At 69.3% G+C, this 12,331-nt stretch carries 14 protein-coding genes; 1 reads left to right on the top strand and 13 read right to left on the bottom strand.

The features are described 5' to 3' along the window. From U9979_RS18845 to U9979_RS18805, 9 genes are all read right to left on the bottom strand, one after another. Positions 1-704, bottom strand: a 704-nt coding sequence (locus tag U9979_RS18845; RefSeq protein ID WP_322780421.1) for a VOC family protein, incomplete at its 3' end; no start/stop codon positions are given. Between the two features lie 359 nt (positions 705-1,063). Continuing rightward, entirely contained in the window at positions 1,064-2,296 is a 1,233-nt protein-coding gene (locus tag U9979_RS18840; RefSeq protein ID WP_322780420.1) for an HNH endonuclease signature motif containing protein, read from the bottom strand. 334 nt (positions 2,297-2,630) lie between these two features. Next, on the bottom strand, positions 2,631-3,107 hold the full coding sequence (locus U9979_RS18835; protein ID WP_322780419.1) for an ester cyclase: 477 nt from the start codon (positions 3,105-3,107) through the stop codon (positions 2,631-2,633). Then, entirely contained in the window at positions 3,104-3,784 is a 681-nt protein-coding gene (locus U9979_RS18830; protein ID WP_322780418.1) for a hypothetical protein, read from the bottom strand. The genes U9979_RS18835 and U9979_RS18830 overlap by 4 nt, the downstream gene beginning before the upstream one ends. After that, on the bottom strand, positions 3,781-4,125 hold the full coding sequence (locus U9979_RS18825) for a hypothetical protein (RefSeq protein ID WP_322780417.1): 345 nt from the start codon (positions 4,123-4,125) through the stop codon (positions 3,781-3,783). Before U9979_RS18825 ends, U9979_RS18830 begins: the two co-directional genes overlap by 4 nt. A gap of 100 nt (positions 4,126-4,225) precedes the next feature. Continuing rightward, complete coding sequence (locus U9979_RS18820) at positions 4,226-4,921, bottom strand: 2'-5' RNA ligase family protein (protein WP_322780416.1); 696 nt, start codon at positions 4,919-4,921, stop codon at positions 4,226-4,228. 84 nt (positions 4,922-5,005) lie between these two features. Continuing rightward, a complete protein-coding gene (locus U9979_RS18815) occupies positions 5,006-5,440 on the bottom strand; it encodes an NUDIX hydrolase (RefSeq protein ID WP_322747089.1) in 435 nt (144 codons plus the stop codon). 65 nt (positions 5,441-5,505) lie between these two features. Next, positions 5,506-6,939, bottom strand: coding sequence for a DHA2 family efflux MFS transporter permease subunit (locus U9979_RS18810; protein WP_416220254.1), 1,434 nt, complete (start codon positions 6,937-6,939; stop codon positions 5,506-5,508). Between the two features lie 137 nt (positions 6,940-7,076). Next, on the bottom strand, positions 7,077-7,610 hold the full coding sequence (locus U9979_RS18805) for a TetR/AcrR family transcriptional regulator (RefSeq protein ID WP_322780414.1): 534 nt from the start codon (positions 7,608-7,610) through the stop codon (positions 7,077-7,079). Between the two features lie 186 nt (positions 7,611-7,796). Here U9979_RS18805 and U9979_RS18800 point away from each other — a divergent pair, with 186 nt between their 5' ends. Continuing rightward, positions 7,797-9,383 (top strand): ATP-binding protein, encoded by a 1,587-nt coding sequence (locus U9979_RS18800; RefSeq protein ID WP_322780413.1) that lies wholly within the window; start codon positions 7,797-7,799, stop codon positions 9,381-9,383. Positions 9,384-9,461: 78 nt separating this feature from the next. Here the strand turns inward: U9979_RS18800 and U9979_RS18795 are convergent, their stop codons facing one another. The 4 genes from U9979_RS18795 to U9979_RS18780 form a co-directional block, all read right to left on the bottom strand. Beyond that, entirely contained in the window at positions 9,462-9,668 is a 207-nt protein-coding gene (locus tag U9979_RS18795; protein WP_322747093.1) for an RNA-binding S4 domain-containing protein, read from the bottom strand. Between the two features lie 253 nt (positions 9,669-9,921). After that, positions 9,922-10,758 (bottom strand): ABC transporter permease, encoded by an 837-nt coding sequence (locus U9979_RS18790; protein ID WP_322780412.1) that lies wholly within the window; start codon positions 10,756-10,758, stop codon positions 9,922-9,924. Further along, entirely contained in the window at positions 10,755-11,735 is a 981-nt protein-coding gene (locus tag U9979_RS18785) for an ATP-binding cassette domain-containing protein (protein ID WP_322780411.1), read from the bottom strand. Before U9979_RS18785 ends, U9979_RS18790 begins: the two co-directional genes overlap by 4 nt. A 104-nt stretch (positions 11,736-11,839) precedes the next feature. Beyond that, positions 11,840-12,331, bottom strand: a 492-nt coding sequence (locus U9979_RS18780) for a hypothetical protein (protein ID WP_416220253.1), incomplete at its 5' end; no start/stop codon positions are given.

The raw sequence follows: 12,331 nt of genomic DNA, 5'->3' as shown, positions 1-12,331 counted from the left end.
CGCCCGTAGGGGGAGTCCTGGGGTTCGCCGGGACATGCGCCGCCGCCGTCGAGTACCCGCCGTACGGCCGCGTCGGTGTTCTCGACCTCGAAGTAGGTGATCCAGGATGACGACGGCGCGTCGGCCACGCCGTGAATTCCGCCGATCATCTGGCCGTCGCCGCGGTGCAGCACGGTGTAGTCGATGTCGGGAGCCGCCATGGGTTCCAGGGTGTAGTCGAAAACCGCCTGGTAGAACGGGCGGGCCGCGTCCGCTGCGGGTGTGCGCAGCTCGTTCCACGCCAGGGAACCGGGTTCGTTGACGATCCGCGCGCCGGGGTGCATGCGGCCCTGCCAGAGGCCGAACTGCGCGCCGGTCGGATCGAGGGCGATCGCCATCCGCCCGGCGTCCATCGCATCGATGGGCGCCACGACGACCTGGCCGCCGGCGTCGGCGATGTGCTTGGCAGTGCCGTCAGCGTCGTCGGTGGCGAAGTAGAGGTTCCACCAGAAGGAGGTGGCGTTCGGGTCCGGGTTCGCCATGACGGCCGCCACCGGCTGCCCGCGCAGCAGGCACATCGTGTAGCCCCCGGCTTCGGGGGGTCCCTCCTCGAACTCCCAGCCGAACAGGGTGCCGTAGAACTCCTTTGCGCGTTGGATGTCGGGAATGCCGAGGTCGATCCAGGTGGGTGTCCCCGGCGGTTGGTTACTCGTGACTTCGACCATGGGTCCGTCTCCTTCGAGCGTGTCGGGTACAGGCCTGCCTACCCATCCTCGACATCTCCTGACGGTTCGACCAGTCCCCACGCTCGCAAGCCCACGCCGACTCCGGGGTCCTCAGCTGAGGACGGTGATCCTGGCGCCTGTGCCGGAGAGGTAGAGCGGGCTGTCGGTGATGTTCACGCGGTCCTCCTCGCCGATGTAGAGGTCGATGTGCTTGTCCGCCGCCGAGGCCCGGGGTGCACTCGTCCCGGACGGTCCACGTAGCCGCCCGCAGCGGTACCCGGGTGCGGCTGTCCGAGGCGCTCCGGCGAACCTGACCCGGCTCCGGCCGTAGTCGGTGACTGTTTTCAGAACGACTGTTTTCAGAACGGTGGTGGCTCCGGCTCCGGCTCCGGCTCCGGCTCCGGCTCCGGCTCCGGCTCCGGCTCCGGCTCCGGCTCCGGGTTGGCGTTGGGGTTCGGGTTCGGGTTCGGGTTGCAGTCGATGTAGGGTTCCGGACTGGTGTGGTGGACGCGCTTTTCCGGGCTCGTCCAGGTGACCGACCCGTCGGAGCCGGCCAGGTTGACCGACCATTTCCCCCCGTGTTTCATGCGGTGGTGGCGGCGACACAGAGTGAGCAGGTTTGCCGATTCGGTGGTCCCGCCGCCAGCATGGGGCTGGACGTGGTCGAGGTCGCAGGCCGCGGCGGGTTTACGGCAGCTCGGGAACCGACAGGTGCGGTCCCGGGTCTGCACGTGACGGGCGAGCGCGGCTGAGGGGAACCGTCGCCGGCTCACATCCAGGAGACTGCCGTCGACGGGGTCGGTGAGGATCCGCCGCCAGGTGGCGTTGGCCGCGCAGGCCAGGTCGCGGGCGAGCCCTGCGGAGATCGGCCCGTAGCCGGCCAGCTCGCCGGGGGCGTCGGTCAGCCCCAGCAGGGTGTCGGCAGGCACGATCACCCCGATCTCGATGTGGACGGGTTCGTAATTATGATGGCGGCCCAGCAGTAGATCGGTGAGGACGTCCGCGCGGCGTTCATCCATGCTCCGGGGATCGTCCGGAGCGCCGGCACAGCGGGCGAGGGCGTCGATGTGCTGGTAGGCGGCCTGGGCTTCGGCAGCCGGCAGGAACGCCCACAGTTCGGCCATGCCGTCATCGAGGGGTCCGATGCGCACCTGCCGCTCCCGGCGCTGCTTCTCGTGGCGCCGCTGGGCGCCATCGGGGTCGACGGCGAGCACGGCCCGGCGCAGGGCCTGGCGGAACAGCGTGTGGCTCGCCCGACCGCCGCGGGCCAGCACCTTCTCCTCGACGGCTGCCGCGTGGACCTGCGACAGCGAGCCGGTGGCGTCGGCGACCGCGCGCGCTCGGCCCAGGTCGATCGCACCGGCTTCCAGAGCGGCCAGGGTGGCCGGTAGCCGGTAGGTCACCGTGTGCGCCAGCTTCAGCTGGGCGGCTGCGGCGCTGCACGACAGGTCCAGCTCGATGGCGATCTCGCTGGCGGCGAACTCGCTGAACACCGGGTCCGGCCCGGCCGCGGACCGCAGCTCGACGAACCGGGCCTGCGTGCGGATCAGCGCCGCGTCCAGCCTGGCCTTCTCCCGCACGATGGTCGTCATGAGGGTCAGGCAGGCATCCGCGTCCAAGGCGGCGATGGGCCCGGGGCCTGCGCACGCATCACATGTTGGGCACGCATCACATGTTGGGCACGCATCAGATCTTGCGCACCCATCGGTCGGATCGAACATATGTTCAGTTTAGCTCGCTATCCCGACATTTCCACCCCGTTCAGCGACCCGGATTCGTCGTCGGGCCGCCCCGGACGCCTTCACCATCGCGGCAACCTCGACGGCCCGACGACGATTCTGCGTGGACAAGGCGTGCTCCTGGATGTTCCAACCCCGGCTAGGTAACTGCTGGTGCCGCCCTTGACCGACGACCGGTGGACGCGGGTCAGCCGCTGACGCCGATCTGGCCGAGCAGGGTCGCGTGGTCGAAGGAGACGGTCTCCTTGACAAGCCGGTCGCCGTCGAAGTGGAAGACGCAGCCGCAGCGCACGTCGATGGGTCTGCCGGTGGCGGGCACACCGGCCCACGGGCCATGGTGGGTAACCGCCATCCAGGTGTCGACGAACACGATGTCGTCGCCGTGGTGGATTGAAAGGGCTTCGGCGGCGAAATCGGGGAACGCGCCGAACAGCATGGTCAGTAGCTCCTCGACCGCTTGCGGCCCGTTCGTCGGGGCGCCCAGGGCGACCACGTCGTAGTTGGCCTCGGCGAAGGTGTTGAGGGTGGCGGCCACATCGTGGCGGCCCTCGGCCTCCATGTGCGTCCGCACGATCGCTTCGCGGCGGGCCCGCAGCTTGGCTTCGGGAGTGGTGTTGGTGTTGGTGTCGGTGTCGGTGGTGGCCGTGTTAGTGGTTGTCGTCATGGCCGCAATGGTGCGCGGGCGGCCCCGGCCCGGAGATCCCGGAGATCCCGGAGATCCCGGAGATCCGCCATTTGCCGTCGCCGGCAGACTATGTACACGCTTTCCCCGCTGCTGGCTGCTGGCTGCTGGCTGCTGGCGGATTCAGGCGATGCCCGAGCGCACGGCGAACGCTGTCGCCTCAGCAGGTCGGCGGCCAGGAAGACGTGGGTGGGGTTGGCGAGGTCCGCATTATCCGCGCGGGTCGCGAGGGTGACCAGGCGTCGCCCGATCGCGATCCGCTCGGTCAGATGGCCCGCTCCCCGCAGGGTGAACTGGCGGGCGTGCAACGCGACCCCGAGGGCCGCGTCGTCGCCGCTTACGCCGGCCACCTCGAGCGCTTCGGCACTGCGTTCCCGCGCCGGTTCACCACCGGCATGCCAGTACAGCTCGATCGCCAGTCGGCTGAGCAGCCGTGCCCGAAGTGCGTGATTGTCGGTGTTCGCCTTGATGGCGTGGGTGAGCAGGGAGACCAACGCCCAGTCGACGGTGCCTGCGGTGACCACGGTGGTGCCCGCGCCCAACGCGGCGCGGGCGAGTTGTGCGCGTGCGCCGCAGCGTGCGGCCATCTCGGCGGCGCGGTCGCAGGCGCGGCGCGCACTGTCGCGGTGGCCGGCCCGCGCCCATGCCGGCGGCGTCATGCCCGCCGGCGTGCAGCAGCCTGGACAGCTCCTGTACGAAGAAGGGGTTGCCGCCGGTCCGGGCGTGCATCGTCGGCGTTTTCCTCGCCACCGTGTTCGCGATCCCGTTCGCCGACCGGGGGGCCGCCGGAACCGTTGCGAAGGCGGAACGAACGGATCATTTCGCCCACGGCGCGTTCGTCCAGTCCCCGTACCGGGACGACCACTGTGGTGGCACCGTCGGCCACCGTTCCGAGCATCGTGGCGACGGGGTCCCCGGGATGGACCTCGATGTCGCGGTAGGCGGCGATGACGAGCACCGGGGCGTCCGCCAGCTCCCCGGCCAGATAGGTCAGCAGCACCGACGGCTCGTCGGCCCGGTGCAGGTCGTCGATGACGATGACGAGGCCGCCCGCTTCACCGGCCAGATGAACGCCGTTGACGCCGGGGGAACCGGCGCCCTCAACGGCGCGGGGGTGCGAGGGGGAGATCTGCCAGGGGTAGTCGGGTCACGGTCTCCCACCGGTATGTACGACCTTCGCGGCGCAGCTCGACCAGGGCGACGGCTTTGATCAGAACGCCGGCTCGGGGTAGCTCCCGAAGCGCCTCGACTGCCTGGATGATCGGGCGTGCGTCGGTCGGGCTGTTGCAGTACGCGATGCCGACGTGTGGCCGGAAGCCGTGTGGCTTGGCGATGGCCGCGGCTGGTCCGAGCGTGGCGGCGGTGGCGTTGATGATCCGATTGCGCAGGTCGATGACGGGTTCCCACGGCACGACGCTGAACCGGACCGCGCCGGAGGACCCGGCGAGCGGTCCCACAGTCAGGGCGAAAGTTTGGACGTCGGAGAGCTGCTGTCGCGTCTCGTTGACGGCCTTCTCGACTTCGATGGTCGTGGTCTCGTCGGCGAAGGCAAGTCGCTGAAGGGTGAGGTGCAGCCCGTCGGCCGGAACCGGGTCGAGGACAGGTAGGTGTAGCCGGGCCTGGCATCTGGCGGCAAGGTCGCAGAGCTCGGCCGCGTCCTCGAAGGTCAGCATCCAGTGATACGACCGGCGTCCGGGTGTCCAGCCTGGGCGGTCCCAGTGGTTGGTGAGAGTGTCGAGCGCGGCGAAGCGGTGCCAGTCCTCAGCGACAGGATCCGCCGTGGGTGCGACGGTCACCGGCTTCCGCCGGACCAGGAGTCCGCACAGGCAGCCTGATCGCCAGCGGGTGGGGGCTTCGATGGCGGGTTCGCAGACCGCACGTCAGGCGGTGAGGAGAACTCGGCCGTCGTGTGCGCGGATGGCTGGCGGCCCGTCGTTCAGTGCGTCGAGGACACGCACCGCGTATGCCTCGGCCATGTCGTTGCGCACGTCGTCGGGTGTCATCCAGCGGAGTCGGGAGGTCTCGTCACTCGTACGGATGGTGCCGCCGATGACGTGGCATCGGAAGACCAGGGCGACGACGGCAAGTCTCATGTTCTTGTAGACGCCGGTGAGAGCCTCCGCTGCAACGAGAAGGCCGGTTTCTTCCTCGACTTCCCGTCGAAGTCCGCTGTCGATGCTTTCGCCCAGTTCCAGGACGCCTCCTGGGGGCTCCCAATGGGCGTTGTCCCGACGTTGGACGGCCAGGACCTGGCCCTGGCCGTTGACGATGGTCGCGGCGACGCTGACCGAGTGCCGCGGGGCCGTTGTGCTCATGTGCGTGATTCTTCTCGGCCTGGCGCTGCCCCGGGGACACGGGGAACGCGCGAGATGGGGGTGCGTCAGGCGGGGGTCGGCAAGCTGGCGGGTCTGGTCGTCGCCGGGGTTGTCGTGCCGGCGGTCGCGGTCTCGCGGTTTGCGGTCTCGCGGTTTGCCGTCTCGGCGGTTGCCGGGATGGCACGGCGGCCGGGGATGGCCAGGCCGGCGAGGGCGCCGGCGGTGAGGGCGGCCACGCCGGCCCACAGCGCGGGGACGGTGCCGTCGACGAACGTCTGCGGGTTGTCATATCCGCCCCGGCTCGCGAAGACGGAGGCGAGGACGGCGACGCCGAGGACCCCACCGAATTCGCGGACGGCGTTGTTGGTGCCGGAGGCGAGACCTTCCTGGTCGGGCCGGACGGAGCCCAGCGCGACGGACGCGATCGGGACGAAGAACAGCGCCATGCCGACACCGGAGAGGATGAACGCCGGGACGAGCGTGTTGTAGGTCATGGTGGTGGTCATGTTCGCCGCGATCCAGGCCAGGCCGGCGGCCTGGAGGAACAGGCCGGTGACCAGGAGCGGACGTCCACCGATGCGGTCGGAGAGCGGGCCGGCCAGCGGCGCGACCAGCAGTGGCATGGCCGTCCATGGCAGGGTGCGCAGTCCGGCCTCCAGGGGCGAGTACCCGAAGACGCTCTGCAGGGCCTGTGCGAGCAGGAAGATCGAGCCGAACATGCCGACGGAGAACAGCAGGGCGGTAATGTTCACCGCGGCGAACCCGCGGCCGCGGAACAGGCTCATGGGTAGCATCGGCTGGCCGCCGCGGGCGGCGACGCGCAGTTCCCAGGCGACGAACGCGGCGACGCCGACCGCGCCGAGGAGCAGGTTCGCGAGTACTCCGGTGCTGGTCCAGCCGTGGCCTTCGCCGCGGACCAGGCCGAGAGTGAGGCCGAACAGCCCGGCGGAGGCGAGTGCGACGCCGGGCAGGTCCAGGCGGGTGGACGCCCCGTGGGTCTCGGCGAGGCGGCGCAGCGCCATCGGGATGGCGATGATCCCGACCGGCACGTTCACCCAGAAGATCCACTGCCAGGCGGCGCCCTGGGTGATCGCGCCACCGACGAGTGGGCCGACCGCGACGGCGAGGCCGGAGACCGCGCCCCACACGCCGAGGGCCGCACCGCGCCGTTCGGCCGGTACGGCCGCGGACAGGATGGTGAGGGTCAGCGGCAGGATGAACGCCGCGCCGAGTCCCTGGACGGCCCGCGCGGCGATGAGGATCCCGATGGATGGGGCGAGGGCGGCGGCTGCACTACCCAGAGTGAAGATCGTAAGGCCGGTGACGAAGATGCGGCGACGGCCCAGCCGGTCGCCGAGGGCTGCGCCGATGAGCAGCATGACGGCGAACGGCAGCGTGTAGGCGTTCACCGTCCACTCCAGGCCCTCGAGCCCAGCGCCGAGGTCCGCCCGGATCTGGGGGAGCGCGAAGGTCACCACCAGGTTGTCCAGGGAAACCATGAACGCGGCCAGCGAGGTCACGACGAAGGTCCAGATGATCCGTGTCCGTTGGGTGATCACGATCTACCTTCTTTCTAGTTAGTACTCACTTACTTTTGATGAAGTGAGTAGTCACTCTCTTTGCTGGGCAAAAAAAATCAGTCCTCGGCCGACGGAGCGGCCAGGCAGACCAGCCGTGCCCACTCCTCGCTGAGGGAGGGCAGGTCCATCGCGGCCGCGACGTTCATGAGCATCCCGTGGGCGAAGAATCCACGCAGCGCCTCGGACGGCACCCCCGAGAGCCGCTCCACAGCGCGCCACAGATCGTGGAAACCGGTGCGGGTCGCCGCCCGAATGTCAGGGTCGGTGCAGCTGGCGTACGCCTGCAGCTGCATGAGCAGGTAGGTCCGGTCGCGCAGGAGTTCCTGGTAGGACAGGCCGATCGCCTTGAGCGCCGGCTGCCCGCCGAGCTCGCCCGCCGCCTGTTCGAAGCGTCGCACGGTGCGGGCGAAGGTGTCCCGCACGGCGGTGAGGAAAAGATCCTTCTTGGTGGGGTACAGGCGGAACAGGTACGGCTGGGAGATGCCGGCGCGTTTGGCGATCACCTCGGTGGATGTGCCGGCCAGGCCGCCACGGGCGAACTCCTCGACGGCTACGGCCAGCACGCTTGTGCGACGCTCGTCCGCGGTCATCCGCGTCCTGGTGCTGCCCGTCGCACGCGTGGCCATGCCAGAAAGGTAGTGGCCACTCACTTCCCCTGTCAACCGGACGCCGGCGCGGCCGTCCCGGCCTATCTCGTCCCGGCCCGGATCCGGTGGAGAACGCCTGGTGCTGGTCAGCCTAACCACGCTTAGCCTAACTCGGGTTAGTCTAGATGCGTGGCAAAGCCATCGGACCTGTTCGATCGCCAGTACGAATGGGATGACCTGGAGCGATTCGTCACGTCAACGAGCCCCGGCGTCCGGGTCGGTGTCCTGTCCGGACGACGCCGGGTCGGCAAGAGTTACCTGCTCCGCCGACTTGTCCGCGAGTTCGGCGGGATCTACCACATGGCCCTGGAGGAAGAGCCTGGCCCGGCCCTGCAGCGCTTTGCCGACGGACTGGTCGCGCAGCGACTCCATGCAGGTCAGGTGCGCTTTCGGGACTGGAACGAGGCGATGCGCGCCGCGCTACCGCCCGCCGGTGTCGGTCTCGCCCCCCTAGGCGACCCGGCGCCCGGTCGTGCGGGTGCGCCTCTGCTGGTCATTGACGAGCTGCCGTACCTGCTGGCCCATCCCGCTGGACGGGAGCTGCCGTCGGTGCTGCAGAGTCTTGTGGATGAGAGCCGTTCCGCCTCCGGGTGGCCCTCGTACCGGGTGATCGTCTGTGGATCGGCGCTTTCGATCATGTCGGAGCTGCGAGCGGGCCAAAGGCGACGCGAACATGTTCCTTCCGCGTCGCCGGAGGCCGAAATACCCGAGCAATTGTCAGGGAGCAGGCCGCTGCGCGGGCGAGCCGAACTCGACCTGATGCTGCGTCCGTTCGACTTCCGCACCAGCGCCGGTCTGTACGGCATTGCCGACCCGACCGTCGCCTTTGCGCTGTATGCGATTGTCGGCGGTATTCCCGGTTATCGCGACCTGCTTGCCGACGCCTCCCCACAGACCATGGCCGAGCTTGACGACCTGCTGGTGAGCACGGTCCTCAATCCCAGTCATGCATTGTTCGGGGAAACGGCCTACCTGCTGCGGGAGGATCCGCGTATCACCGAGCGGGCGCTGTACTACTCGGTGCTCGCCGCGATTGCCGGCGGCGCTACCACACCGTCCAAGATTGCTGCTGTGCTCGGACGGGCGCAACGCAGTCTCGGCCATGCGCTCGACGTTCTGATCACCGCCGGGTTCGTCTGCAAGGACGACGACGTGCTGCTGCAGCGCAGACCGACGTTGACCATCGCCGACCCCATCGTTCGTTTTCACGAGCTGGTGGTGAACCCGCGGTTGGTCGCCTTCGAGGAGCGTCGGGCGATGCAGGCATGGCGCGCGGCCCGGGAAACCGTCCGGGCACAGGTTTTCGGGCCGGCGTTCGAGGAGATTGCCAGGGAGTGGACGCTTCGCTATGCCTGCGAGGAGACCCTGGGGGGTCCGGTGGGCGAGGTCGGGCGGACGGTTGTCAACGACCGTGCGGGTCGAGCCCAGCACGAGCTGGACGTAGTGGCCCTCGCGGCCGGCGGGCGTCGCGGCGGCGGAGCGCCGGTGGTACGCGCGATCGGTGAGGTCAAGGACTCCGATCGGCCCCGCAGCGGCGCCGATCTGGCGCGCTTGGACCGCGTCCGGGCACTACTGGTCGCCCGCGGAGTGGAGGCGGCCGGCGCGAAACTGCTGCTGTTCGGGCGCGCCGGATTCGACCCGGAGCTGCAGGCTGCCGCGGACCGGCGATCCGAGGTCGAACTCGTCGACATACACCGCCTGTACACCGGCATGTAAGAGCGCCCGGCAACAGGTGTGTGGATCAAGGAGCGGGGCTGGGGCGCGCACGCTCGTGGTCCACCCCGTCCGGCGGGATCAGGCGACCCGGACCTCAACTCCGGCGACGGCGACGACGTCACCGCATCGAAGCTGCCGGCCGCGGCGCTCGTCGACCTCGCCGTTCACCTGTACCAGGCCGGCTGCGAGCAGTGGCTTGACGTCTCCGCCGGAATCCACCAGATCCGCGAGCTTCAGGAACTGGCTCAGGCGGATCGCCTCGCCGGCGATGGCCACCTCTCGCATGTCGATTTCCTCCTCTAGTCGGCATCCGAAGTCGGCATCTGGCGATGCGACAGAACCACAATCGCATCGCCGTCGGCCCGTCAGCACGACGGGCCGTTCACGTCACATGGCCGTGCGAGAGTGGTCGGGTGCAGGTGGGGATCCTCGGTCCACTCGAGGTACGCGGCGACGACGGTCGGGAGATCGATATCCCGGGCGCTGGGGTCACTGGGCGCTGGGGTCGTCAGGCGCGGCGGTTGTAGGCCCGCAGTCGTCAGGCGCGGCGGTTGTAGGCCCGCAGCGCGAGCGGCACGAACAGCGCCAGCAATGCCGCCATCCAGCCCAGCGTCCACACCAGGTCCGAGGCGACCGGTCCGCCCAGCATCAGGCCGCGCACCGCGGCGACCAGGTGCGAGATCGGGTTCACCTTGACCGGCGCCTGCAGCCAGCCGGGCATCGTCGAGACCCGGACGAAGGTGTTGCTGCCGAACGACAGCGGCAGCACCAGCATGAACATGATCCCCTGCACCGTACCGGGAGTGCGCGCCACCATGCCGACCCACACCGAGATCCAGCAGAAGCACAGGGCGAACGCGATCGACAGCCCCAGCGCGGCCACCAGTGACAGCGGGTCGGTGGCGATACGGAAGCCGATGAGGTACCCGAAGCCCAGAAGAATGACACACAACAGCAGATAGCGCACGACATCGGCGAGGACCGCGCCGACCAGCGGAGCCGACCGGGTGATGGGCAGTGCCCGGAACCGGTCGAACACCCCCTTCTCGATGTCGGCGTTGAGGTTCTGCCCCAGCGCGATGCTGCCCATGGCGATGGACTGGCCGAGCATCCCCGGCAGCAGGAACTCAAGGTAGTCGTGCTGGGACCCGCCGCCGATCGCGCCACCGAAGATGTAGACGAACAGCAACAGGAAGATCACGGGTTGCAGTGTCACGTCGACGAGCTGTTCAGGTGTCCGCATGGTCTTGATCAGATTCCGGCGCGCGAGCACCAGGGCATGGCGCAGCGCACGGTGCCGGGGCTGGGCGGCTACGGGCCCGGGTGTCGGTGGCGCGGGTGGCCGCCGCCGTGGCTCGGTGGTCATGACTGTCATGCGGCCGACTCCTGTTCGGACGTGGTGCGGTCGTCGGTGCGGCTGCCGGTGCGGTTGCCGGTGAGGGTGAAGAACACCTCGTCCAGGCTCGGCAGGTGCAGAGACAGCTCGGTGACGCGGATGCCGGCCAGCTGCAGCTGGGCGATCGCCTCCGGCAGCACCTCGTCGCTGTCGACGGCGACGGTCAGGCGGTCGCGCCCGTCGGGCTGCGGCGCTGACCCCGCGATGTCGGCGAGCAGCCGGCTCAACGCGTCGCGCTGGGCCGGGTCGGCCGGGCGGACGCTCAGGCGCTGGCCGCCGAGTACGCGTTTGAGGCCGTCGGGGGTGTCGTGGGCGATCACCCGGCCGTGGTCGATGACGGTGATCTCATCGGCGAGCGCGTCGGCCTCCTGTAGGTACTGGGTGGTCAGCAGCACCGTCGAGCCGTCGTGGACGAGGCTGCGCACGACGTCCCACATCTCCTCCCGTTTCACCGGGTCCAGGCCGGTGGTCGGCTCATCCAGGAAGATCACTGCTGGTCGGCCGACGAGCGACGCGGCGAGGTCGAGCCGGCGCCGCATGCCGCCGGAGTAGGTCTTGGCCAACCGGCCGCCGGCCTCGACCAGGTCGAACCACTCCAGCAGCTCGCCTGCCCGCCGCCGGGCCTGCGCTGCGGGCAGGTCGAGCAGCTGGCCGATCATGACGAGGTTCTCGACGCCGGTCAGGTCCTCGTCGACGGAGGCGTACTGGCCGGTCAGGCCGATGTGCATACGGACCTGCTGCGGGTTGCGCGCGACGTCGAAGCCGGCCACTGTGGCGTGCCCGGAGTCGGCGCGCAGCAGGGTGGCGAGGATGCGGACGGCGGTGGTCTTCCCGGCACCGTTGGGGCCCAGCACGCCGAGCACGGTGCCCTCACGCGCCGCCAGATCGATGCCGGCTAACGCGTGGGTGTCACCAAAGCGCTTGGTGATCTTTTCGGCATGGATGGCGAACGTCATACGTCAGATACTGCCGGGCGAGGCTGGTATGGCGCGTACATCCTGCTGGCACATGTTGACGGAGGCAGGTAGGGACGGCGGGGTGTAGGGACGGCTCCGGCGGCCTACCGCTGGTCGAGCATCCATGCGACCAGGAGCGCGATGCCCATTACGACGAAGACGATCATCGTTCCCGCCAGCACGTAGAAACCGACGGTCTTGATCAGCCCGATGGTGACCGGAACCGCCGCGGCGACCACGAGAAAGCCGCTTGTCGTGACTGGCGTGCTGATGAGCGTCAGCACCGTCCTGGGTCCGCTCGGCCGATCGGTGCCCTGGCGATCGGTGGCCAGTTCGGCGGCCAGCGATGGCATGAGCCGCACCGTTCCCCAGGTGAGCACGACGAAGGCGATCGCGAGGCCGAGGGCGTACAGAAAGCCGACGGCATGGCCGAACGCGTCGAACGACGCGCCGGCGCCGAGCGCAGTGGCCGCGAACGGGACGTACCACGCGGTCGTGTGGTCCTGTTTTGCCTGCTCAGCGAGCCGCCGGGCCTGCGCGAGTCGTTCGGCCTGCCGGGCGGTCCTGTCGGTGTGCGGGCTGGCCATCGTTGATCC

The organism is Protofrankia sp. Cas4, from assembly GCF_963555915.1.
Classification (GTDB): Bacteria; Actinomycetota; Actinomycetes; order Frankiales; family Frankiaceae; genus Protofrankia.
Note: the sequence above shows the minus strand (reverse complement) of the source record. Positions and strands in the feature narration are given on the sequence as shown.

Bases quoted from the DNA above. Each gene is read 5' to 3' on its own strand.
- U9979_RS18815 (WP_322747089.1), bottom strand. From the start codon at position 5,440: ATGAGCACAACGGCCCCGCGGCACTCGGTCAGCGTCGCCGCGACCATC.
- U9979_RS18830 (WP_322780418.1), bottom strand. From the start codon at position 3,784: ATGACGCCGCCGGCATGGGCGCGGGCCGGCCACCGCGACAGTGCGCGC.
- U9979_RS18840 (WP_322780420.1), bottom strand. From the start codon at position 2,296: ATGACGACCATCGTGCGGGAGAAGGCCAGGCTGGACGCGGCGCTGATC.
- U9979_RS18785 (WP_322780411.1), bottom strand. From the start codon at position 11,735: ATGACGTTCGCCATCCATGCCGAAAAGATCACCAAGCGCTTTGGTGAC.
- U9979_RS18795 (WP_322747093.1), bottom strand. From the start codon at position 9,668: ATGCGAGAGGTGGCCATCGCCGGCGAGGCGATCCGCCTGAGCCAGTTC.
- U9979_RS18790 (WP_322780412.1), bottom strand. From the start codon at position 10,758: ATGACAGTCATGACCACCGAGCCACGGCGGCGGCCACCCGCGCCACCG.
- U9979_RS18810 (WP_416220254.1), bottom strand. From the start codon at position 6,939: ATGGTTTCCCTGGACAACCTGGTGGTGACCTTCGCGCTCCCCCAGATC.
- U9979_RS18805 (WP_322780414.1), bottom strand. From the start codon at position 7,610: ATGACCGCGGACGAGCGTCGCACAAGCGTGCTGGCCGTAGCCGTCGAG.
- U9979_RS18835 (WP_322780419.1), bottom strand. From the start codon at position 3,107: ATGACGACAACCACTAACACGGCCACCACCGACACCGACACCAACACC.